This window comes from Bradyrhizobium sp. CCBAU 21365 (assembly GCF_015291305.1).
In the GTDB taxonomy this organism is placed as follows: Bacteria; Pseudomonadota; Alphaproteobacteria; order Rhizobiales; family Xanthobacteraceae; genus Bradyrhizobium; species Bradyrhizobium elkanii.
This window is the reverse complement of sequence record NZ_CP030036.1, coordinates 2,753,198-2,773,826: the sequence shown is the minus strand read 5'-3', so window position 1 is coordinate 2,773,826 and position 20,629 is coordinate 2,753,198. Positions and strand designations below refer to the sequence as shown.

At 62.2% G+C, this 20,629-nt stretch carries 18 protein-coding genes and 1 tRNA gene; 9 read left to right on the top strand and 10 right to left on the bottom strand.

Translation table 11 applies throughout. The features are described from left to right. Nucleotides 1-203: 203 nt before the first annotated feature. The 3 genes from XI02_RS12715 (at nt 204) to XI02_RS12705 (ending at nt 4,265) form a co-directional block, all read left to right on the top strand. Nucleotides 204-437: a hypothetical protein gene (locus XI02_RS12715; protein WP_157183436.1), complete on the top strand. Its 234-nt coding sequence runs from the start codon at nt 204-206 to the stop codon at nt 435-437. A 280-nt stretch (nt 438-717) separates the two neighbouring features. Beyond that, on the top strand, nt 718-3,051 hold the full coding sequence (locus tag XI02_RS12710) for a TonB-dependent siderophore receptor (RefSeq protein WP_172649228.1): 2,334 nt from the start codon (nt 718-720) through the stop codon (nt 3,049-3,051). After that, complete coding sequence (locus tag XI02_RS12705) at nt 3,051-4,265, top strand: PepSY domain-containing protein (RefSeq protein ID WP_172648447.1); 1,215 nt, start codon at nt 3,051-3,053, stop codon at nt 4,263-4,265. The genes XI02_RS12710 and XI02_RS12705 overlap by 1 nt, the downstream gene beginning before the upstream one ends. A gap of 9 nt (nt 4,266-4,274) precedes the next feature. Here the strand turns inward: XI02_RS12705 and XI02_RS12700 are convergent, their stop codons facing one another. Beyond that, the gene (locus XI02_RS12700) at nt 4,275-4,754 is read right to left on the bottom strand and encodes a DUF4269 domain-containing protein (protein WP_244980741.1); all 480 of its coding nucleotides are present in this window, start codon (nt 4,752-4,754) and stop codon (nt 4,275-4,277) included. A 266-nt stretch (nt 4,755-5,020) separates the two neighbouring features. After that, nucleotides 5,021-6,658, bottom strand: a complete 1,638-nt coding sequence (locus XI02_RS12695; protein WP_069279393.1) for an isocitrate lyase — start codon at nt 6,656-6,658, stop codon at nt 5,021-5,023. A 146-nt stretch (nt 6,659-6,804) separates the two neighbouring features. Between XI02_RS12695 and XI02_RS12690 the strand changes: the two genes are divergently transcribed. Continuing rightward, the gene (locus XI02_RS12690; protein ID WP_026192420.1) at nt 6,805-8,238 is read left to right on the top strand and encodes a short-chain fatty acyl-CoA regulator family protein; all 1,434 of its coding nucleotides are present in this window, start codon (nt 6,805-6,807) and stop codon (nt 8,236-8,238) included. A gap of 9 nt (nt 8,239-8,247) precedes the next feature. Here the strand turns inward: XI02_RS12690 and serA are convergent, their stop codons facing one another. The 3 genes from serA to XI02_RS12675 all read right to left on the bottom strand — a co-directional run bounded on the left by serA (nt 8,248) and on the right by XI02_RS12675 (nt 10,669). Next, nucleotides 8,248-9,501: a phosphoglycerate dehydrogenase gene (serA, locus tag XI02_RS12685; RefSeq protein WP_194483402.1), complete on the bottom strand. Its 1,254-nt coding sequence runs from the start codon at nt 9,499-9,501 to the stop codon at nt 8,248-8,250. 347 nt (nt 9,502-9,848) lie between these two features. Beyond that, a complete protein-coding gene (locus tag XI02_RS12680) occupies nt 9,849-10,217 on the bottom strand; it encodes a BA14K family protein (protein WP_172649229.1) in 369 nt (122 codons plus the stop codon). A gap of 155 nt (nt 10,218-10,372) precedes the next feature. Beyond that, nucleotides 10,373-10,669: a hypothetical protein gene (locus XI02_RS12675; protein WP_244980743.1), complete on the bottom strand. Its 297-nt coding sequence runs from the start codon at nt 10,667-10,669 to the stop codon at nt 10,373-10,375. A 157-nt stretch (nt 10,670-10,826) separates the two neighbouring features. Between XI02_RS12675 and XI02_RS45980 the strand changes: the two genes are divergently transcribed. From XI02_RS45980 to XI02_RS12665, 3 genes are all read left to right on the top strand, one after another. Further along, nucleotides 10,827-10,949 carry a hypothetical protein gene (locus XI02_RS45980; protein WP_016848234.1) on the top strand — a complete coding sequence of 41 codons (123 nt, stop codon included), beginning with the start codon at nt 10,827-10,829 and terminating at the stop codon, nt 10,947-10,949. 184 nt (nt 10,950-11,133) lie between these two features. Continuing rightward, a complete protein-coding gene (locus tag XI02_RS12670; protein ID WP_244980744.1) occupies nt 11,134-12,195 on the top strand; it encodes an AraC family transcriptional regulator in 1,062 nt (353 codons plus the stop codon). Nucleotides 12,196-12,384: 189 nt separating this feature from the next. Further along, nucleotides 12,385-14,217 carry a PQQ-binding-like beta-propeller repeat protein gene (locus XI02_RS12665; RefSeq protein WP_172648450.1) on the top strand — a complete coding sequence of 611 codons (1,833 nt, stop codon included), beginning with the start codon at nt 12,385-12,387 and terminating at the stop codon, nt 14,215-14,217. Nucleotides 14,218-14,497: 280 nt separating this feature from the next. Here XI02_RS12665 and XI02_RS12660 read toward each other — a convergent pair. After that, nucleotides 14,498-14,600, bottom strand: a tRNA-Ser gene (locus XI02_RS12660). 847 nt (nt 14,601-15,447) lie between these two features. Between XI02_RS12660 and XI02_RS12655 the strand changes: the two genes are divergently transcribed. Next, on the top strand, nt 15,448-16,128 hold the full coding sequence (locus XI02_RS12655; RefSeq protein ID WP_016848237.1) for an HAD family hydrolase: 681 nt from the start codon (nt 15,448-15,450) through the stop codon (nt 16,126-16,128). A gap of 283 nt (nt 16,129-16,411) precedes the next feature. After that, nucleotides 16,412-17,320 (top strand): TauD/TfdA family dioxygenase, encoded by a 909-nt coding sequence (locus tag XI02_RS12650; RefSeq protein ID WP_026192417.1) that lies wholly within the window; start codon nt 16,412-16,414, stop codon nt 17,318-17,320. A gap of 75 nt (nt 17,321-17,395) precedes the next feature. Here XI02_RS12650 and XI02_RS12645 read toward each other — a convergent pair whose 3' ends face one another. Genes XI02_RS12645 through trbF form a run of 4 tightly spaced genes read right to left on the bottom strand, consistent with a single transcriptional unit; the run spans nt 17,396 to nt 20,565 of the window. Beyond that, nucleotides 17,396-17,638 carry a DUF2274 domain-containing protein gene (locus tag XI02_RS12645; RefSeq protein ID WP_075968962.1) on the bottom strand — a complete coding sequence of 81 codons (243 nt, stop codon included), beginning with the start codon at nt 17,636-17,638 and terminating at the stop codon, nt 17,396-17,398. Between the two features lie 4 nt (nt 17,639-17,642). Next, on the bottom strand, nt 17,643-18,854 hold the full coding sequence (locus XI02_RS12640; protein ID WP_038379346.1) for a TrbI/VirB10 family protein: 1,212 nt from the start codon (nt 18,852-18,854) through the stop codon (nt 17,643-17,645). Then, a complete protein-coding gene (trbG, locus tag XI02_RS12635) occupies nt 18,851-19,885 on the bottom strand; it encodes a P-type conjugative transfer protein TrbG (RefSeq protein WP_028344502.1) in 1,035 nt (344 codons plus the stop codon). The genes XI02_RS12640 and trbG overlap by 4 nt, the downstream gene beginning before the upstream one ends. Continuing rightward, the gene (gene trbF / locus XI02_RS12630; RefSeq protein ID WP_038379344.1) at nt 19,882-20,565 is read right to left on the bottom strand and encodes a conjugal transfer protein TrbF; all 684 of its coding nucleotides are present in this window, start codon (nt 20,563-20,565) and stop codon (nt 19,882-19,884) included. The genes trbG and trbF overlap by 4 nt, the downstream gene beginning before the upstream one ends. Between the last annotated feature and the right edge of the window lie 64 nt (nt 20,566-20,629).

Below are 20,629 nucleotides of genomic sequence, written 5' to 3'. Positions count from 1 at the left end.
ACAACGGTTGAAGCCATATCGTGATCGCGGCTGAGTTGCAGCCATTGGGCGTCATCGGTTCCATCGCCTGTTGAGTCCCGGCAACACCGCCGAACAAAATGCGCAATCGTGCTGATTGCGGCGTTGTGAACCACGAAGGTGCCGCATCCCTGTCAAATCCTGTCTGCGGGTGGCGCAACAAAAACACTTTGGGGAAAACCTACATGCAGCAGGCACCGCTGGCCGCACGGAGTGCGGAATCGTCTGGATATGTTCTCTACTTCCAGCTCGCCAGCAACGGCACGAGACGCGCGTGCAGTCTGACGATCCACGCAGAAAGCGCCAACGAGGCGGCGCGGATTTTTCGCGAGAACTGGGGCACGATCGAATCGATGGCCCGCGACGGCGTCAGCACGGGAATGGTCGGCTCGGCACCGGTCAGCCTGGCGATGTCGTGAGACGCATCGCGCGGCGTACGGCGAACCATACACCTGAGATGTGACAGGACGACGGCTGCAGCTTCAGGCAACGGTCCAACGGCCGTTTGACGCGCGGACGCGACAAGCAAGTTACGGGGTTCAGGGCTCGCGCACACGCGCGGGCCCTGTCGCGTCTTAGAATGATTCAAATCCATCCCGGTTAGAGAGATTCAAGTTTGCTCCGGTTCTTTTCGCGCGCGCCGACTGCTAGAGGCGCGGCGTGACCAAGTGCGCGTGAATCGGAAGTCCAAGAGTGCCTGTGAATGCTGATGGCCGCCTTGTCGGCGACCGTCGAAATGCCGCCGACAAGGGCCGCACCCATCTGCTGATCGGCGCAGTATTCCTGCTCACCGATGTCGCCTCCGCGGCAACGCCGGCAAACGCCCAATCGAGCGTCCCGTTGCCGCCTGTTTCGGTTGACCAGCCGACGCAGAAGCGCAAGCCGGCGGCCGCCGCGGCAAAGCCGGCGCAGCGAACGCAGGCAGCCGCCGCGGCACGGCAGCGCAGCCGGAACGCCCAACCGGCGCCGCCGACACCGTCGGAGCGCGCGGCAGCCAGCGCCGCGGTGCTGAACGAAGCCAAGCTCCACTATCGCGCGATGCCAAGCTCGACCACGCTGCGCAGCGGCGCCTCGCCGCTCGACACCTCGCAGACGGTCAACGTCGTGCCCGAGCAGGTGCTGAAGGATCAGCTGCCGCGCAACCTCGACGACGCGCTGGCCAATGTCAGCGGCGTCACCCAGGCCAATACGCTGGCCGGCACCCAGGATGCGGTGATGCGCCGTGGCTTCGGCGACAACCGCGACGGCTCGATCATGCGCAACGGCATGCCGCTGGTGCAGGGCCGCAGCCTCGATGCAGCGGTCGAAAGCGTCGAGGTGCTGAAGGGCCCGGCGTCGCTGCTCTATGGCATCATGGATCCCGGCGGCATCGTCAACACGATCAGCAAGCGCCCCGAGCTCTATCAGCACGGCTCGGTGACCCTGCTCGGCTCGACCTACGCCAGCTCCAGGACCGGAGCCGACGGCACCATCGACATCACCGGCCCGATCGGCGATCGCGGCCTTGCCTATCGCTTCATCGGTTATGGCGTGAGCGAGGACTATTGGCGCAATTTCGGGCGCCATCGCGAAATGCTGGTCGCACCGTCGCTGGCCTGGTACGGCGAGAACACCACAATCCAGCTCAACTATGAGCACCGCGAATTCATCACGCCGTTCGACCGCGGCACTGCGTTCGATCCCGCAACCAAGGCGCCGCTGGCGATCCCGGCGACGCGGCGGCTCGACGAGCCCTTCAACAACATGTGGGGCACCTCCGACCTGATGCAGGCGTCGGTCGAGCACCGGTTGAACCAGGACTGGAAGCTGTTCGCGGCCTACAGCTACAACACCGAAACCTTCAGCGCCAACCAGCTCCGCATCACCGGCGTCAGCGCCAAGACCGGCGTCGAGACCCGCAGCAATGACGGCACGTGGGGCTCGCTCAGCAATGCCAGCTACGGCACCTCCTATTTGCAGGGCAATGTCTGGCTCGGCGATATGCGCAACGAAGTGCTGTTCGGCGGCGACGGCCAGTACCGCACGATCTATCGCGACAACCTGATCCGGCAGGCGACCCCGAGCTTCAACTTCTACAATCCGGTCTATGGGCTGATCACGCCGGGGACGACGGTGTCCGCCGCCGACAGCGCCCAGACCGACAAGCTCGGCCAGTGGTCGCTGTTCTTCCAGGACACGCTGCATCTGACCGAGCGCTTCGCGCTGGTCGGCGGCGTGCGCTACATGGATTACGACCAGCTCGCCGGCAAGGGCCGCCCGTTCATCACCAATACCAATGTCTCGGCCGACAAGGTGCTGCCGCTCGGCGGCGCCATCTTCAAGCTCACCAACCAGGTCTCGCTCTATGCGAGCTACACGCAATCGCTGAAACCGACCTCGAGCATCGCGCCGCTTACCGGCGGCGTCGTGATCGGCTCCAACATCGCGCCCGAAGAGGGCACCCAGTGGGAGACCGGCGTCAAGTTCGACTTCAACAAGCGGATCTCCGGCACGCTTGCGCTCTACGACATCGACAAGAAGAACGTGCTGGTTTCGCAGCTCGACCCCACGACTGGCATCGTCGAGTACCGTACCGCAGGCAAGGTTCGCTCGCGCGGCGTCGAACTCGACGTTACCGGCAGTCTGACTGATAACTGGAGCATGATCGGCAGCTATGGCTATACCGATGCGCGGGTCACCGAGGATCCGACGCTCGCCGGCAAGCAATTGCAGAACGTCGCGCTGAACACCGCCTCGCTCTACCTCGTCTATGATTTCGGCACCACCCTGCCCGGCCGGCTTCGCCTCGGCGGCGGCGCGCGCTATGTCGGCGACCGGCCGGGCGATGCCGCGAACAGCTTCGTGCTGCCGGCCTACACGGTCGCGGACCTGTTTGCGACCTACGAGACCAAGGTCCAGTCGTTCCCGGTCATCTACCAGTTCAACGTCAAGAACCTGTTCGACACGGTCTACTACCCTTCAGCCAACAGCATCCTGACGGTCGCGATGGGCGACGCGCGGCGCTTCTCGCTCTCGGCGACGGTGAAATTCTGATGAGTGACGTTTGGCGCCCGATCAAGGCTGCACTGCTGCAGGTCCATTCCCTGGTCGGTCTTGTGCTGGCGCTGCTGTGGGCCGTGGTCGGCCTCACCGGCGCGACGATGGCCTTTGAGGACGAGATCGAGGCCAGCCTGAACAGTCAGATGATGCGCGTCGAGGCCAGTGCGGCCCGGCGGCTCACGCCGGACGAGTTGATCGCGCGGCTGGCGGCGGCGGGCGATTTCGGCAAGATCTCGGCCGTGACGATGGTCGGCGATCCATCGGCCGCGACCCGCATCCGTTTCGCTCGCAGCGAAAGCGGCACGCGGCCGTCCTCGGTCTATGTCGACCCCTATGATGGGCACGTGCTCGGCTCGCCGCGCGGCGAGGAGTTCTTCGCAACCGTCCGCAGGCTGCATCGCTGGCTGCTGTTGCCGGGCGACGGCAACGGCATCGGGCGCAAGATCACCGGCACTGCTGCAATCTGCCTGATCGTGATGCTGATCACCGGCCTCGTGCTGCGCTGGCCGCGTCGTGCGCGCAGCGTGAAGACATGGCTGAAGCCGAATCTGGGACTGCGCGGCCGCGGCCTGCATCGCTCGCTGCACGCCGTGATCGGCACCTGGGTGCTGCCGGTCTATCTGGTGATGACGCTGACCGGCTTGTGGTATTCGTTCGAATGGTACAAGGCCGGCGCCAACTGGCTGTTCGCGCGGCCTCAGGCCGCGGCCGCGGCGATGCAGTCCAAGCCGCCGCGCGGCGGCGCGACGGCCGAGAGCAAGGGTGAAACCAAGACTGAAACGAAGGGCGAGGCAAAGCCGCTTGCGTTCGATCACGTCTGGTCGGCGTTCCTGCAGCAGGAGAACAACAGTTACGGAAGGGCTCTCATGACGCTGCCGGCCGGCGCGGGCACGGCCGTGCGCGTGCGGTCATGGCCGCGGGATTCGACGCTCGAGAGCGTGCGTGACGAATTCCGCATCGATGCCCTCACCGGCCGCGTCATCTCATCGGATCGCTACGCCGACAAGACGTTTGGCGAACGCGTCCTCGCCAGCGTGCTCGACATCCACCGCGGCGCCATCCTGGGATGGCCCGGCAAGCTCGCCTTCATGCTGGCCGCCGCCATGATGCCGCTGTTCGCCGTGACCGGCCTGCTGCTTTATCTGTCCCGTCGCAGGCACCGGCGGCTGGCGCGGCAGCCGGTCGGCCACCTCGTTCCGGGCGAATGAATCTTGCGATCAGAAATCGCACGCCGCGAGCCGGGCACGTAACTCGGCGTCCGTTTCGGCCGCGAGCTCAAGCAATCCGCGATAGGGATCGCCCGATATCCCGAGCACGGTAGCGAACGCAGGCTCGGTCTTGAGGCCGCCTGCCCTCAACTCGCTGACGGCTCGCCGCAGCCGTCCATGATCAAGCGCAAGCAGCCGCCGTTCGACCTCGAAGTGGATCCAGCCTCGTTGCTGCTCCACCGGACGTTGATCACCGAACAGTTCGAACGGCCAGCCGTCGCACACAAAGCGGGCAATCACCGGCCGCGTCCCCGAGGTCCATCGGAAGAGGACGAAATCATCGCACGCTTGATAGTGAACCCAAACGATGTCCGCGAATGCGTTCGGGTCGGACGCATGGCAGACGATATCGATGTCGCTGCCCGGCACGGCTAGGCCGAGCGGCAGCGTTCCGACGATGCGGGGATCGAACGGCTTCAGCAGTTCCATCACGGCGGAGCCGGTGACGGCGGATGCGTAGTGCCCGACACTCATCAGGTGGCATGCCCTCGAGATCGCAGCGACGCGTTACCACACGCGCGTGGAACGCGCGAACCTCTGCAAATGGCGGGCTTGAGGGGAAGCGAGCCCAAAAACGTCACGGGGCGATCTCGACCGCGTCACCGTGGTCGAAAATCGCCCCGCCGCCGGCGGACAGGCCAGGCTGCTCGCGCGCCGGACCGTCCAGCCGATAGTCGAATGATCCGTTCGATCGATCAGCCGAACTGGTTCATCGTGTTGTGGGCGCCGCCCGCCTTGAGGGCAGCCTCACCGGCGAAGTACTCCTTGTGATCGTCGCCGATGTCGGAGCCCGCCATGTTCTGATGCTTGACGCAGGCGATGCCCTGACGGATTTCCGCGCGCTGCACGTTCTTGACGTATCCAAGCATGCCCTGCTCGCCGAAATACTCCCTCGCGAGATTGTCGGTCGACAGCGCAGCCGTGTGATAGGTCGGCAGCGTGATCAGATGGTGGAAGATGCCGGCGCGCTTGGCCGAATCCGCCTGGAAGGTACGGATGCGCTCGTCGGCTTCCTTCGCCAGCGGCGTGTCGTCGTACTCCGCCTTCATCAGCTCGGCGCGGTTGTACTTGCTGACATCCTGGCCGGCTTCCTTCATCGCGTCGTAGACCTGCCAACGGAAGTTGAGGGTCCAGTTGAACGACGGCGAGTTGTTGTAGGCCAGCTTCGCGTTCGGAATGACCTTGCGGATGCGATCGACCATGCTGGCGATCTGCTCGATATGCGGCTTCTCGGTCTCGATCCACAAGAGGTCGGCGCCGTTCTGCAGCGAGGTGATGCAGTCGAGCACGCAACGATCCGCACCGGTGCCGGGACGGAACTGGTAGAGGTTGCTGGGCAGACGCTTCGGACGCATCATCTTGCCGTTCTGGTTGATGATGACGTCGCCGTTGCGCGCGTTGGCGGACGTCACTTCCTCGCAATCAAGGAAGCTGTTGTACTGGTCGCCGATGTCGCCGGGCTTGTGGCTCACGGCGATCTGCTGGGTCAGGCCGGCGCCGAGCGAGTCGGTGCGGGTCACGATGATGCCGTCCTCGACGCCGAGCTCGAGGAACGCATGGCGGCAGGCGCGGATCTTCGCGATGAACACCTCGTGCGGCACGGTGACCTTGCCGTCCTGGTGGCCGCACTGCTTCTCGTCGGAGACCTGGTTCTCGATCTGCAGGGCGCAGGCGCCCGCCTCGATCATCTTCTTGGCGAGCAGATAGGTCGCCTCGGCATTGCCGAAGCCGGCGTCGATGTCGGCGATGACCGGCACGACGTGGGTCTGGAAGTTGTCGATCTTCTCGATCAGCGCCTTTTCCCTGGCCTTGTCGCCTTCCTTGCGAGCCGCATCGAGCGCGCGGAAGATGTCGTTCAGTTCACGCGAATCCGCCTGACGCAGGAAGGTGTAAAGTTCTTCGATCAGAGCCGGCACCGAGGTCTTCTCGTGCATCGACTGGTCGGGCAGCGGGCCGAATTCGGAGCGCAGCGCCGCGATCATCCAGCCGGACAGATACAGATAGCGGCGGTCGGTATTGCCGAAGTGCTTCTTGACCGAGATCAGCTTCTGCTGGGCGATGAAGCCGTGCCAGCAGCCGAGCGACTGGGTGTACTTGGTGCTGTCGGCGTCATAGGCCGCCATGTCGGCGCGCATCAGCGCGGCCGTGTAGCGGGCGACATCCAGACCGGTCTTGAAGCGGTTCTGCAGGCGCATCCGCGCCACGGCTTCGGCGGTGACGCCGTTCCAGGTGTCCTTGGTCTTGAGCAGCGCTTCGGCCGCCTCGATCTCGCTCTGATACGAAGCCGGTCCCTGGATGGCCCGGTCGCTGATCCCGCGCGGTTGGAAGTTCATGTCCGTGATCCCTTCGGTGACGAAATAACTGCACCGTTTGTGACGCGCGGCGTCATCGGGAGCTAGACCTGGCGCGGAAAACTTGTCATAACTTACAAGAAACCGATGTATTATTGTAAGAATCTTACAAGAATTGGAATAAGGCGATGGTAACCTCAAGCGCCCGTTCCGTTTTTATGGGCCCGCGCCTCCGCCGGCTGCGGCGCGACCTCGGGCTGACCCAGGCCGACATGGCCGCCGATCTCGAAATCTCGGCCCCCTATGTGGCGCTGCTGGAACGCAATCAGCGTCCGGTGACGGCCGACATGCTGCTGCGGCTCGCCCGCACCTACAAGATCGATCTGGCCGACCTCGCCGGCGATGGCGGCGCCGATCATACCGCCCGCATGCAATCGATCTTGAAGGAACCGATGTTTGCCGACATCGACATCCCCGCGCTCGAGGTCAGCGACCTCGCGGTCAGTTATCCCGGGATGACCGAGGCGTTCCTGCGCCTCTACACCGCCTACCGCGAGGAGCAGCTGGCGCTTGCGGAGCGACGAGCTCCGGACCTGGCGATCGCGTCACCGGGCCAGGAGAACTTTGACGCCAACGATCCCGTCGCGGAAGTCCGGCGCTTCCTCGCCGCGCGCCGCAACAATTTTGCCAGCCTCGACGATGCCGCCGAGCGGCTCGTCCACGAACCGGCCGGGCCCGCCGGATTCATCGAGCGGCTTCGGGAGCGGCACAAACTCCAGGTCCGCTATCTGCCGCCGAACGTCATGCTGGGCTCGATCAGGCGACTGGATCTGCATCGCAGACAATTGCTGCTGGAGGACTCGCTCGATACCGCGGGCCTCAATTTTCAGCTGGCCAAGCAGCTTGCCTATCTGGAACTGGAAAACGAGATCGGCGCCGCCGTCGAAGCCGGCAAGTTCACGACCAAGAGCGCCGAGCTGCTGGCCCGCCGTGCGCTTGCGGCCTACGCCGCCGCCGCGCTCATCATGCCGTATTCCGTGTTCGCGAAAGCGGTCGAGGCGCGCCGCTACGATCTGGAGGCGCTGGCGCGTCAATTCGGCACCAGCTTCGAGCAGATCGCGCACCGCGTCACGACCTTGCAACGGCCGGGTCTCGAGAAGGTCCCGTTCTTCCTGATCCGGGTCGATCCGGCCGGCAACATTTCCAAGCTGCTCGACGGCGCCGGCTTCCCGTTTGCAAAGCACGGCGGCGCATGTCCGCTGTGGTCGGTGCACGATATCTTCAAGACGCCGCGCCAGATCGTCACGCAATGGCTGGAATTGCCCGACGGGCAGCGGTTCTTTTCGATCGCCCGCACCGTGACCGCCGGCGGCGGCGCGTTCGGCGCCATCCGCGTCGAGCGGGCGATCGCGATCGGCTGCGCCGCCGAACATGCGGGCCAGTTGATCTACACGCGCGACGGACAGGGGCCGAACGCCGACGAGCCGACGCCGATCGGCGTCGCATGCCGGGTCTGCCATCGGCCAAGATGCGCGGCACGGTCGGCGCCGCCGATCGGCCGCGAGATCCTTCCCGACGATTTCAGGACCTCGAGCGTTCCGTTCGGGTTCTCGGCTGATTGACGAAGTCGATCACCCCTGCGGCCGGTTCTGGTCGTACAGCACCCGCACGCGGATCGTGCCGTCAATGGCTTTCAAATCGGCCAGCAGTCCCTCGCCCTCGCCGCCGACCACGTCGGTCTCGAGCACGACATAGCCGACTTCCGGATCGGTCTGCAGATATTGCGCCAGGATGTTGATGCCGTGCCGGGAGACCGCGTCGTTGACCTGGCGCATGACGCCGGGAACGTTGCGATGAACATGGATGAAACGGGTGCCGGTCGGTCGCGCCGGCAACTGCACTTGCGGAAAATTGACCGCGCCGAAGGTCGACCCGACATCGGAATAGTCGATCAACTTGCGCGCAACTTCGCCGCCGATGCGATCCTGCGCTTCTTCCGTCGAACCGCCGACATGCGGCGTGAGGATGACGTTGGGGAGACCTTGCAGCGGCGAGACAAAGCGCGCCTCGTTCGACACCGGCTCGACCGGAAACACGTCGACCGCGGCACCTGCCAGCCGGCCCTCACGCAGTGCGCGTGCCAGCGCATCGAGATCGACCACGGTGCCGCGCGAGTTGTTGATCAGATAGGCCTCAGGCTTCATCAGCTGGAGCTGGGCCGCGCCGATCATGTTGGCGGTGGCCGGCGTTTCCGGCACATGCAGCGATACGACGTCGCTGGCCGCGAGCAACGCGTCGAGCGATTCGGCGGGCTCGGTATTGCCATGGCGGAGCTTGTCGGTCTGATCAAAATAGATCACGCGCATGCCCATCGCTTCGGCGAGGTTCGACAGCTGCGAGCCGATGTTGCCGTAGCCGACGATGCCGAGCGTCTTGCCGCGCACCTCGCGGCTGCCTTCGGCGGACTTGTCCCAGCCGCCGGCATGTGCGGAGACCGAACGCGGAAAGATCCGGCGGAACAGCATCACGATCTCGGCGATGGTCAGCTCCGCGACGCTGCGGGTGTTGGAGTATGGCGCGTTGAATACGGGGATTCCCAGCTTCCGCGCGGCGTCGAGATCCACCTGGTTGGTGCCGACCGAAAAGCAGCCGACAACGAGCAATCGGTCGGCGGCCTCCAGGATGTCCGCGGTCAACTGGGTCCGCGAGCGAATTCCCAGCATATGGATGCCCGACAGCGCCTGCCTGAGCTCTTTGGGCCCCAGCGCCTTGGGCAGACGTTGCAGCTCGGTATAGCCGTTCGCCTCGAACATCCGGGCCGCGGATTCGTTCACGCCCTCCAGCAGCAGCACGCGTATTTTGGTCTTGGGAAGCGACAACATCATCGAGATCCGGATTCGTAAGGTTCGGGCAGATCCTGCCACGAGCGCAGTTTCGACGGATCGCGTGATAGCATAGAAAACGATCGGGTCAGAAGCCGCCCTGGCCGCCCGCTCTGCGATTCCCGATGAAGCCCCGCGATCCGCGCATCCAGGCGCGGAGCGGGAACCCGTTCAGTCAAAGGTCCTGGCCAATTCGCCGGCAGAAGCCGCGTTTGCGGCTCCCGGGGCGCTCGAAAACCTGCTCCGGCTCACTGGCCGGAGCTCCATTCGTGCTCAGCGCGGCGCCGAGGGTGATTGTCTGGAGCGGCGGTTTCGCTTCCCCGTTCCTGTGCCGCAAGCCTGCTGCAGTTTCACTGGCAGAGATACCGCCGGCCGTCCTTTGCCTGGAACGTATTCGACGCCGCGTCGTACGAGCGATAGCGCTGGGCGCAGGACGCCGCGTGCTGCTGGGCCGCGGCAGCTTCCTGCTGCGCGGCGGCGTTGGCCGCGCCGGCCGCGATGACGCCGCCGATGAGGCCACCGACCAGTCCGCCGACCGCAGCGCCGCCACCATTGTCATAGCACTGCCCGTAACGGCACCAGACCTTCTCGGTCAACGACGGCGCGGCAGCGGCGACGCCGGCACTGTGCTGCAGCGGAGCCGAAATGGCGGGGGCCGAAAACACCATCGCACCGGTGGCGGCCATCAAAACAACTTTCACAACGCGAGCCCTACGCATCATATCTCCTGCTTCATTGCTGTGGGCGCAGGCCGGCACCTGCGTCCCGATTCCCTCGACATGGATGGGCTCGCCCGGTCCCGGACCGGACGACACCCGGACACGCGCGGCCGGTTACAATTCGCGCGTCAGCCTGCTTCACGGATGGGCGGAGTTCATTGGCCCGCTGCGTTCACGACGCGGCAGAGGTTGTCGCCGACACCTGGAGCCAACTGTCCTGGCGGCAAGATGAAGGTCGCATCGACGCGGCTGCCCTTGCCGTCCTTGCGGACGACGACCTGCAGCGTCTGTGGCCGGCCGGATCCGGTGGTCTCCTGCTGGGTGGTCACCGTACCGAGTTTCTTGTCGACGTTCACACCGACAAAACCCTCCGCCAGAACGGCGCGGGACACCTTGTCGAGGGCAGCACCGGGATTGACCGACGGGAAGGTCATCCAGGTCTTGTGCGTCATGCCCGTCACCATGGGAACGCCGGTGCTCTGGACGTGATCTGCGCAACCATCGGCCAGCGCAGGCATGGACGAAAGAACCGTAAGCGCGAGTACGCAAGTAATCCTTGTAAGCATGCTTTCATAACCCGTTTGAGTTGGTTGTGACGATTTAGGCCAAATGGGCTACGAGTCCATGGACGACGTCGCATTCCGGATGGAGGCGTTCGGATTGTGGCTAGGACAAGCGATCGCGGATGCTGTGCATCCGCTGGTGCTCTCGAGCGTCGCCGCGACGGATTGAATCGGAACGTTCGCGCGATGCAGGCGAGCGGATTAGATCGAATGTCAGCTTTCACGGCTCGATTGCGCGATCCGGATATTCTGTTCGGTATTCGGATATTGAAGGAATTGTGAGAAAGGGCACGCGACCCGAAATCACCAAGCTGTGCTAGTGTGGTGATGCGGTCTATGCGTGTGGCGCAACAGTGGAAAACCGGTCCGATGGATCCGGCAATCCGCGAACAGCAAACATCCGATGGCTGGATTTGATGGTCGAAGACGTACTCGCTGCACCTCCCACGCGATCGGGATCTTCGTTTCAAGAACTTCTTGAAATGCTCCACCCCCACGGGATCAAGGCGCATTCCTCGCCGCGGCCTGACGAATCGTTTCACTGGCATGCGGATATCGCCATTGGCGCGGAAATTGACGTCGTACGGGCCGATCTGTCGGCCGGTTGGGATTGGCGCTATTCATACGAGAATTCCGCCGGGGAGCTTGCAATAAGCCTGCTGAATGCCGGCCAGGCCGAAATGCTCATTGCAGGAAAGAGCATCCAGCGGACTCCTTCCGAGATCGCCATCGTGCCGCTTCCGACGATGCAAGCGCAGCGGGTTGAAGCGGTCGATGGACGATACTCAAGCGTCACGCTCACCTTGCATACGGGCGTGGTTACCAAGGTGCTGTCTGCGACGTTCGGGAGCACGGCGCTGGAAGATCTCAATCTGACGCCGATCGTCGACTTGTCGACCGGCATTGGACAGACACTTCTTCAGCTTGTCCGCACGAGCACCACCGGTTTGTATGACGGGATCCTGGTACGCTCTCCGAAAGCCAGTGCGCTGCTATCGGAAGCAGCGATACAGCTCATCCTTGAGAACGTTCCTCATCGGTTGACGGACCGGTTGAGCCGCCACCCGCTGGATGCGCCGCCGCGCTACATTCGGCGTGCGGTCGAGTATATGCGGGCCAATCCGCATCTGCCGCTGACGATATCGGATATTGCCGCAACAGTTGGGGTCAGCAGCCGGTTGCTGCAATTGGGCTTCCGCAAAATTCACGGCACGACGCCGATCGCCTATTTGCGGCAAATTCGGCTGGAGGCCATCCACGACGAATTGTCGCGACCGGAGAACGTGCTTCCGGTCAGCGAAGTTGCCCTGAAGTGGGGCTTTACGCATATGGGCCGTTTCGCTGCGGTGTACCGCACGGCCTTCGGCCTGTATCCGTCCGATACGGTCCGGCGCGCGCGAGGATTCTGCAGCTAGGCAGGCGGTTTCTCGAGCCAGGCTGCGGCGGATCAGCAAATAGCCGTCCCCGACGCTCGAATCGGGGGCGGCGGCGATCGGATCTTGCACCGCCCTACATGCCGCCGGCCTCGCCAGGCACGATGCAGCCGGAAGGTTGTGCTACACTGCAATCGCTCTCATCATCAAAGCCAACGCCGGTGAATCACGATGAAACTGAGTGCTGCGATCGCCGTCGCCCTGATCTCCTCTTGCCTGCCTGCAACTGCGCAGCAAGGCGGTGCCGACCTCTACGCGCAACGCTGCGCGCAATGTCACGACAGCAGCAATGCGGGTGTTCGCGCGCCGAGCCGCACCGCGCTGCAATCCAGATCGTTCGACGAGGTGCTTGGTGCGATCACCACTGGCCCGATGGCGTCCTTCGCGCAGGGACTGAGCAATGACGAGCGCGCCGCGATCGCCTCACTCATCACCGGAAAGGTCGCTTCGCATGCAGCGGCCGAGAACGCAGGCCAATGCGCGCAGAACGAGACCGGCTTTCCGCAGCCGATCGACGGACCTCGGTGGAACGGCTGGGGCACCGACATCAACAACAGCCGGTTTCAGCCGGCGGCAATGGCCGGCCTCGCGCAAGACCAGGTCTCCCGGCTGCGCCTGAAATGGGCGTTCGGATTTTCTGACACGTCGAATGCCAACGCGCAGCCGAGCGTGGTTGGCGGCTTGTTGTTCGTTGGTGGCGGCGACCGCAAGGTCCACGCCCTCGACGCCAAGAGCGGATGCACCCGCTGGGAGTTTCCGACCGAGGCGCCGGTGCGGACGGCCATCAGCTTTGCCCCGCTGGACAACGGCCAGCCTGCCATCTTCTTTGGTGACGTGCGTGCCAACGTCTACGCCCTGAATGCCGCGACCGGCAAGCTGATCTGGAAGAGCAAGGTCGACGATCATGTCGCCGCGCGGATTACCGGTGCGCCGGTGTTCTATGCCGGCGTCGTCTATGTCGGCGTTTCATCGATCGAGGAGGCCATCGGGTCTCGCCCCACCTACCAGTGCTGCACGTTTCGCGGCAGCGTCGTTGCGCTGAAGGCCGAGACCGGCGCACAGATCTGGAAGACCTACACGATCCCCGAGGCGCCGCATCCGACACGGGCGAACGCCCTCGGGACCCAGCTGTTCGGTCCGGCCGGCGCGTCGGTGTGGTCCGCGCCGACGATCGATATGCAGCGCCAGGCGCTCTATGTCGCGACCTCGAACAGCTATGCCGACCCGGCAACCGACACCAGCGATGCCATCCTCGCGCTCGATCTCGCGACCGGCCGAATGCTGTGGCATCGGCAGGCCACGCCGAAAGACAGCTTCGTCGTTGCGTGTTTCGGCACCGATCAGAGCAATTGTCCGGAAGACCGCGGCCCCGACCATGACTTCGGCCAATCGCCGATCCTGGTGAGCCTGCGCAACGGACAGCGCGTGCTGGTGATCGGCCAAAAATCCGGCGTGGTCCACGCGCTCGATCCCGACCATGAGGGCAACATCCTGTGGCAGACGCGGATCGGCAAGGGAGGCCCGTTGGGCGGGACCGAGTGGGGTTCCGCCGCCGACCAGGACCGAATCTATGTCGCCAATTCGGACGTGCGATTTCTAAGGGACGGCACGCGACGTCTGAATTCAAGCGAAGGCGGCGGCCTGTTCGGACTCGATCTTGCGACCGGGAAGATCACGATGCAGGTGGCGCCGGTGGCCTGTGGCGACCGCCCGCAATGCAGCCCCGCGCTCTCCGCGGCGGTCACCGTCATTCCCGGCGTCGTCTTCTCCGGCGGCGTGAGCGGCTTCCTGCGCGCCTACGCGACCGATGACGCACGGCTGCTTTGGGAAATCGACACCGCCCGCGACTACACCACGGTCAACGGCGTTGCGGCCCATGGCGGCGCCATGGACGGACCCGGCCCGGTCGTCGTCGACGGCATGCTGTACGTCAATTCCGGCTACGCGCAATGGAGCGGCCTGCCCGGCAACGTTCTGCTGGCCTTTGAAATCGGCAACCCCTGACGGGTATTTGCACCTCAAGCTGAGCACTACTCGCGGCGGGCTATTCGTGCTTTGATGCGGACAGGACCAGCCGAAAGGTCCGAAGGGAGACCGTGTGGTGCTTGGTGACGTGCTACGCAACATCACGTCAGGGGCTGTTCCCCTCGCGCGCTCCAATGGTCCCGACTCACCGATATCAGGGACCGGCGCCCCGAAATCGACCGACATGGCAGCCGCGCTTCAAATCGACGCGCATGTCGTTGCGCACGAAAAACACAGAAACTATAAGTGCTTGAAAGAATGGTCGGAGTGGCAGGATTCGAACCTGCGACCCCTGCGTCCCGAACGCAGTGAGCATCTTCTAACTTATTGATTTTTCTTGTGTGGTGGCCACTCCCGTCCCGTTTTGTTCACGGTCGTTTCACCCAATTCATTGCGATTTCGTTGCGGCATTTCCTGACGAGAACGGCGCTCGCTGAGATGTCGAGCCGGCGAGCTGCAATGTGACCTGACTAAGTTCAAAATCAGCATCTGATCGCAAGGAGAAGCAATCCTAGCGATTTCCGAGCGCCCCTAAACTCTGCCGCATGAACACTGGTTTTTACGTAACAAGCTCAGTTCTTTCAGAAGACCGACTCTGATGACGTCTTCGGAAAAAGTGATCTGGCGGCGCCCACGATCGGCACCGATTGCACCCGGCCATCGACCGGACCTGCCGCTCGCCAACTTCCTTGACTGCGTCGGTGACGAGTTACTCCACGACTGCTCCAAAGCGCCACCCTCGGGCTTGTCTGGGTAGCCAGCTAAAACAGTAAGCCAAGTCTTTTCACTACTCATGCATTTCATTGCTGGCGCGGGAGGGATCCGACCGCCGAATGACGAAAACAAGATACGTCGGCGTCGCCAGCTCTATGCTGTGGCTGGTCCACCGTAAAAATCTTGGTCCGTTTCTGACAGCGACGTAAGGTCATGTCAGGATCGCCACACTGCGCGTCGGGTTCAGATTTTTCAAAGCACAGTTTGCCGCTTACTGCGCGCTTGCGGCGTTGGCACGACCATTGCTCCAGCAAAGATCAGCTTCAAAGATACAGAGGAAAACGGTCATGCTCTTCTTCCCTAGTTCGCGCGTCCTACACAGAACAGCGATCCGCGCGTTTACTTGACCGGGCGCAATACTAGACATACGGACCCGCAATTGTCCGATCGCAAATGCATTTACCGCCGCGGTACTTGCCTTAGGTTCATTCGCCCATGAAATCCGCGATTGTGTTCGACTGGAATGGCACGCTGCTCGATGATGCCAATGCGGTGCTTCAAACCATCAATGCAATTTTGAGCCGATTCGGTCGCGCAACCGTAGATATGCGCAGGCTTCGAGAGGAATTCGAACTCCCTCTTTCGGTTCTCTTCCGCAACCTAGACATGTCGAAAGATGAAATCGACGTCGTGGAGAGAAATGACAGCGCCATTTTTCATGACACTTACGAATTCTTGGCGCGCAACGCTGCCTTACGCAAAGGGGCACGAAATGTTTTGCTCGCCGCTGATCACAGAGCCGTTCACACCATTATTGTCAGCAATCACATTGTTGAACCAATTCGCGCACAAGTGCGAAGACTTGGAATCAAGACTCACGTCACGGACATTTTGGCATTTGAGAACCGCGCAACCCAGTTTAAGAGCGTGAACAAGGAAGAACGTCTGCGCTTGTATATGCAGGCCAATGATATACCTCCACAAAGAACCGTCATCGTGGGTGACATGCCAGTTGAGACGGAGATTGCCCGCAATCTCGGTCTTATCAACGTATCAATAATGGGGGGATTCGTTTCCGAAGCACGCTTGCGCGCCGCGGGGCCTGATTACATGATTCATGACCATCACGAATTATTACCCATTTTGCAGAAGCATTGCATTCTTCCGATCGGATGAGTCACCACAAGAGCATAACAGAAGAAGCTGCCGGTTGGCGCGCTATTGCTGTCCGCTTGGTCTTCACACCATTCGACGAGAGTGGTCGGCGATCAAGTTCTTTCGTCACACGGGCGAACTATCAGTCAGTTCAGTCCGAAAGCTTGCGCCAAATATCGCGATCCGTTCGGCGCCCATGTGAGTCTACGCGGTCGGTCTGAGTCCGTCACATGGCACGATGCTTGCTGGAATCATTCGCTACCGAGAGGCGAGGAAGACACTGCGAGGGGCTTGGAAAAACAACATGAGCAGAACGGCTGTGATCGGTGACGTCATTTCAGGCACCGATGTTGTGAAGCGTGCAGCGCGCATCGGTGCCGAAGTCAAAAATATCAAGCTATCGGGCGATCTACCGGACCACACGATCGACGCTATTAACAGCTTGTTGCTCGAGCACAAGGTGATCTTCTTCCGCAATCAAGGACATCTCAATGACGCCGAGCATGAGCGCTTTGCCGCTCGCCTTGGAAAGCTAGTTCCCCATCCGATGCTCGGTCCTACCAAGGGGATGGCGTCGCTCCTCGAACTGGACTCCAGTCGCGGCGGCGGTCGCGCCGATGTTTGGCATGCGGATGGGACCTTCGCCGAAGCCTATCCCAAAACTTTGGTCCTACGAGCCGTTGTAATGCCAACGTTCGGAGGCGACACCGTGTGGTCGAACACAGCGGCTGCTTATCTTGATCTACCGGCACCGCTACAGCGGCTTGCAGAGGAACTATGGGCCGTTCACAGCAACGTTTTCGATTACGCCGGAATCGCGCGCGTCCGCGAGGTCGACAAGAGACACTTTGACGAGGTGTTCACCAGAACGGTTTTTGAGACCGAGCATCCCGTCGTGCGCGTCCACCCCGAAACAGGCGAGCGGGCGCTGGTGCTCGGCGCCTTGGTGAAGCACTTTATTGGGGTCCCTAAGTACGACGGACAAAAGCTGTTCGATCTGTTCCAGTCTCACGTCACCGCGCCCGAAAACACTGTGCGCTGGAACTGGCTAGAGGGCGATATCGCGATATGGGACAATCGCGCAACACAGCATTACGCAGTCAACGATTACGGTGACCAGCATCGCGTCGTACGTCGGGCCACGATCGATGGTGACGTGCCCATCAGCGTAGATGGCCGGAGCAGTGTAACGCGCCTGAAGGTAACGGAATAGCGGCCCAAACTCGGCGGCGCCTAGGTTTATGCATCGCATTAAGCGTCGCGCGACAGCTTTGAGAAACCTTAGGCATCACTGTCCTGCGCCGGCGACCGGTGCGTCGCCTCGACGTTTCAGTTTAGAAAACCCTCGATCGGTGGCCATAAAGCGCGCTAACATGGGGGCGATAAGCTTAGTCGGTTCGACGACTTGACCACCTTGAAGCGAAAGGGCCTCTGCATATGCAATGAGATCACGATGCACGGCCGCCGGCAGCTCCGTACTCACTTTGACCGGCTTGTCGTCTGGAAGCTCTCCTATTTTGAGTTTTGGCATGTTGTCACCCTCTATACGGCGTAACTATGAGGTCACGATTGACAAGAACACGAACCGGGAAACCAGGCCGCACGGTCAAAGTGGGCTGGATATTGAGACTGCGTCGAACCACCTGCTGTCCGGTTTGGTTTAGTGAGTCGGAGGCGCCGTGTCGCAACGCCTGGATGATGGCGCTGTCGTTGCTATTGGTGTCCGAACCAGCCCCTAGTTCGGTCCCGACCGCCAGAAACGTCGATAGTGCCGCAGCCTTGAATAGCTCTGCCCAGTGATTGTCGACTTGGTCTTCCAGACCCGCATACCCAGCGCTATCAGCGCCAGGCTGCCGCTCGAGAACGATAGAATGTCCATTCGGCATAATCAGCCGCGTCCAGACCAGTAGGACACGGGACTGGCCGAAAGTAACCTGACTATCGTATGTGCCGATCAGACGCGCTCCCTGAGGCACAAGCAGAAAGCGGCCGGTCGGCGTGTCAAAAACATTCTCGGTGACCTGCGCGGTAATTTGGCCCGGCAGGTCCGATCGGATCCCGGTAATCAGGGCTGCCGGAATGACCGTCCCAGCCTGCACGACATATGGTGAAGCCGGCTTGGTGATGCGGTCGGGGCTGACCGTGCGACGGTCCACAGAAGCATTCACGAAGGCAAGCTTTCGGTCTTGACCGTTCTGCGCCAATCCGTCGTCGCCAGTGCTCGATAAGTTCGGCGACGCGACGCGGTCGCCTTCAACAGCCGCAGCGGCAGGCGGACGTCCTTCTCCTCCCTTGGTCGGAGCGAACAAATGGCTAATGCGGGCTGCCTCCGTCTCCTGGTCTCGGCGCTGCTGTTCCGCATCAGCCCCGATCGCCGGCGAGTGGCCTTGGGCAGCAAGGATTGGCCGACCGAGGTCGCCAGGGAGTGGCGGACCAAGCTGCGGTATTGGCTGGCGCGGAACGCCAGCATAATCCTTCGGCAGCGTCGTAAGGCCATCGGCAACATTGTGATGGTCAGTGCTGTAGAGTTCATCGGCCGCCTGGTTTCGGGGACGATTGTTCTGCAGCGACCACAGGACTGCTCCACCAATGACAAAGAGGGCAAGCGCACTCCCTCCGGCCAGGACTTTTCGCGACAACCGTGTCACGCGCGGATGCTCCGCTCTCAGTCGGAAGCTTTTGGACTGCTCCTCTTGTGTCTCCGGCGGATCTGCTTGCTCGTGATCGTTTCCACTCTGGCTGATCATGACGACGGCCTCCCGTCGGTCCTGACAATCCTGACCTTTTGCTGGCGCTCACTGCCGAGCCTCAGTTCAGCTGCTCCAAACAGCCGATCGACGATTAACACGTTACCGTAGGCGCGATAGTTGACGAGCTCGGTCTTCCCGTCAGGGCCGATGACAAAGAGCGGTGGCATCTCTCCCTGGACGATACCTTTAGGGAATTCGACGTAGACCTTGCGGCCATCGTCGTATGCGGCGAGCGGCCGCCAGGGTGGACTGTCCCCTTCAATGGCATAGCGGGAGATACGCTGCCCTGGATCCGGAAGAGGGGGTCTCAGAGCGACTGAACGGGATCGTTCGCGCGCTGTTTCAGGATAGTACCAGGCAACAGACGGCATATATGGCCGCTCGCGGGAGCGGAGCTCAATGAGGTAGGTGCGCCGGTCGGTATTGACAACGAGGTTAGTCTCGATCGATGCGCGGGTCGGCTTGACCAGGATATGGACGCGTCGCGTATCGCCGCTCCCGCTCTCAGTATCGCCTACGACCCAGCGTACGGTATCTCCGGCCGCGATGGGCCCTGATCCCGTCAGTTGCTCTCCCTCCTCGAGCGCGACGTCCGTGATCTGCCCCGGCGCGGCATAGATCTGATAGAGCGCCCCGGGACTGTAGGCGTAGATCTGCGCTGCGTTGAAATATCCCCGCTTCCGCGGTTCGACCCGGGCTGCGCTGTTTGCCGTCTCAACCCGGCTCACAGGGTCGGGCTCTTCCTTCCCTCCTGACTTGCCGCCGAGAGCCGGTTTCCAGAGCGGTGGAACGTGAAGCGGTCGCGACTTGTCATCCAGAGGCGCTGGCGGCGCCGGCGGCGGCGGGATTTCCGCGTCATAGCTGATCTGTGGCGGGATGTAGGTCGCGCACCCACCGAGCGCCGACGAACAAACCAGAAGAGCGGATAGAAATGCTCGCTTCGATGTCACGAGCTCGGACCAAGTCGAATTGCACCTACTGTACACGATAGGACGCTTCGAATAAACGTAAGACGGGGTCTTGGTCACTGACTCAACTCCTTTGACCAGTTGATGGCGCGGACATAGACGCCAAGGGGATTCTTGCGCAGGCGTTCGGCATCGCGCGGCATCTCGATCACGACGGTGAGAATTGCGGTCCAACGCTCGGTCGAACTCAGCGAGCCATTATCGTAGGTGCGCTGGATCCATGCGACCCGAAAGCTTTCTGAAGACGCGCGAATGACGCTCGACACGTCGACGGAGATTTGCGCCTTACCCAGTTTGGCAAAAGGGTCATTGTTGCGCGCGTAGTCGTTGAGCGCAGCGGCGCCGCGATCGGTTGCAAAATCGTATGCCCGGAGCCAGTTTTGGCGCAGAACGATGCCGTCGGCCGGAAGGCCCCTGACATCCTCGATAAAGCGCGCCAGATGGTAGGCGATCTGTGCATCAGTGGGTTGATAGTCGATGTTGGCCGGCGCGACCCTTTGGGCCTGGCCAAGATGGTCGACTTCGACCACCCAGGGCGTGATCGAGCCTTGATTCGACTGCCGGACAAGGCTACCTGCGAGACCGGCTGACAACATCAAGCAGCCGAATGCCATCAGGCGCCAGTTCTTGGCTTGCACGCGCGCTGATCCAATGCGTTCGTCCCAAACTTGAGCTGCTTTCTGATACGGCGTGACCGGTGCGGGCATGCGCCCGTAATGAACGGAAGTTCGTTTGAACATCGATGGTTGCCCCTGGTATCGAGTGATCGGTTTCAAGTCGGGCGATGGAAGGGTTGAGGTGCTG

Coding starts and splice junctions, on each gene's coding strand:
- XI02_RS12655 (WP_016848237.1), top strand. CDS start 15,448: ATGAAATCCGCGATTGTGTTCGACTGGAATGGCACGCTGCTCGATGAT.
- XI02_RS12715 (WP_157183436.1), top strand. CDS start 204: ATGCAGCAGGCACCGCTGGCCGCACGGAGTGCGGAATCGTCTGGATAT.
- serA (WP_194483402.1), bottom strand. CDS start 9,501: ATGATGTTGTCGCTTCCCAAGACCAAAATACGCGTGCTGCTGCTGGAG.
- XI02_RS12690 (WP_026192420.1), top strand. CDS start 6,805: ATGGTAACCTCAAGCGCCCGTTCCGTTTTTATGGGCCCGCGCCTCCGC.
- XI02_RS12700 (WP_244980741.1), bottom strand. CDS start 4,754: ATGGAACTGCTGAAGCCGTTCGATCCCCGCATCGTCGGAACGCTGCCG.
- XI02_RS12650 (WP_026192417.1), top strand. CDS start 16,412: ATGAGCAGAACGGCTGTGATCGGTGACGTCATTTCAGGCACCGATGTT.
- XI02_RS12640 (WP_038379346.1), bottom strand. CDS start 18,854: ATGATCAGCCAGAGTGGAAACGATCACGAGCAAGCAGATCCGCCGGAG.
- XI02_RS45980 (WP_016848234.1), top strand. CDS start 10,827: ATGGGCTACGAGTCCATGGACGACGTCGCATTCCGGATGGAGGCGTTC.
- XI02_RS12695 (WP_069279393.1), bottom strand. CDS start 6,658: ATGAACTTCCAACCGCGCGGGATCAGCGACCGGGCCATCCAGGGACCG.
- XI02_RS12680 (WP_172649229.1), bottom strand. CDS start 10,217: ATGCGTAGGGCTCGCGTTGTGAAAGTTGTTTTGATGGCCGCCACCGGT.
- XI02_RS12645 (WP_075968962.1), bottom strand. CDS start 17,638: ATGCCAAAACTCAAAATAGGAGAGCTTCCAGACGACAAGCCGGTCAAA.
- XI02_RS12665 (WP_172648450.1), top strand. CDS start 12,385: ATGAAACTGAGTGCTGCGATCGCCGTCGCCCTGATCTCCTCTTGCCTG.
- trbF (WP_038379344.1), bottom strand. CDS start 20,565: ATGTTCAAACGAACTTCCGTTCATTACGGGCGCATGCCCGCACCGGTC.
- XI02_RS12705 (WP_172648447.1), top strand. CDS start 3,051: ATGAGTGACGTTTGGCGCCCGATCAAGGCTGCACTGCTGCAGGTCCAT.
- XI02_RS12675 (WP_244980743.1), bottom strand. CDS start 10,669: ATGACGCACAAGACCTGGATGACCTTCCCGTCGGTCAATCCCGGTGCT.